We start from the raw sequence: 1,288 nt of genomic DNA on the forward strand, positions 1-1,288 counted from the left end.
GAGGCGGAGGCGTGCGGGCAGCAGACGGCGAACCAGCCGGCTCGCGGATCGCGGACTTGCCATGGTCCCCAGGCCCGGTCCCGGGCGGGGTCTGGGCCACCGGCGGCTTCGGCAGTTGGCCGGGGACAGCGGCCGGGTTTGTCGCCGTGGGCGCCGTCGCCGATGCGCCGGTCGGCGCACCGGGATGGGCTGGCGGCGTGGTGCCGGGAGCAGCAGTGGTCGGCGCCCCCGGATGGTTCGGCAGCGGCGCGCCGGGTGCAGTGGCCGTGGGCAGCACGGGTCTGCCGCCCGGCAGAGGCCCGGCTCCCGCTGGCGGTACGGGCGGACCGCCATGGGTGCCGGGAACCGGCAGCGTGTTGGCTTGGGGCAGCTTGGCCGGTGGCGTGGCAAGTGGACTGACAAGTGGACTGACAAGTGGACTGGCAGGTGAAGCGGTCGGTGGCGTCCCGGTCGGCGCGGCATTGGCGGGCGTCGCCGGGGGCGTTCCTGGCCTCGCCGTCGGCTGCATCGTTGCGCTCGCTGGCATCGGCGCCTTGCCCTGCTGAATCAGGGCGGCGCGCTGCACGGCCGCCTGCGGCATGGCGGGACCAGCCGGATTGGTGCGCCCGGCAATGGCCGGCGTGAGATTGCTCGCTCCGGCACCCGCGCCCGCCGGCGGTGCCGGCGGCTGGTTGATCACCGTGTTGATGACCGTCCGATTATGGATGTTCTGATAGATGATGTTGTTCGGCGGCGGAGCAACATAGAGCGGCGGCCTGACGAACACAGGAATCGGCACGAACATCGGCTGCGGCAGCACGAACAGGCCGATCACCGGCATCGGCGGCGACAGCACGATGAAATCCGGCGGCGGCGGCGGCAGATAGTAGACCGGCGGCGGCGGTGGCGGCGCGAAGCCAAAATCCGGATCGCTGAAATACAGCACGGGACGGTCGACATAGACCACCTCCTCCGGCGACGGTGGCGGCACGTCGTAGTCGATCATCGCGAAGCTCGGCGGCGGCTCGGCCGGCGCGGTGAGAATCGCCAGGCGCCGGCGCGCATCTGCCGCATGCGGACCGCGCGAATAGCGACGCAGGTACGACCAATAGGCTTCCGGCGTGTCGGTACGATAGGTTCGCCGCCAGGTGATGGCCTCACGGCGCGCCGCGACGATCGCCATCACGCGCTTCGACAGCGGATCGCCGGGATAGGCGGTGAGAAATTCTTCGTAGGCCGGCAGCGTGTCGCGCGTGAGCGCGGCGGCATAGGCATCCTGCACGCCGAGATCGCGGATCGGCTTGTTGCG

The 1,288-nt window shown here is 71.0% G+C and carries 1 pseudogene; it reads right to left on the bottom strand.

The annotated features are described in order from the left end of the window. Positions 1-1,288 (bottom strand): annotated as a pseudogene (locus tag IVB47_RS15140) (caspase-like domain-containing protein); the annotation flags it as partial.

The organism is Bradyrhizobium sp. 62 (genome assembly GCF_023073035.1).
Lineage (GTDB): Bacteria > Pseudomonadota > Alphaproteobacteria > Rhizobiales > Xanthobacteraceae > Bradyrhizobium.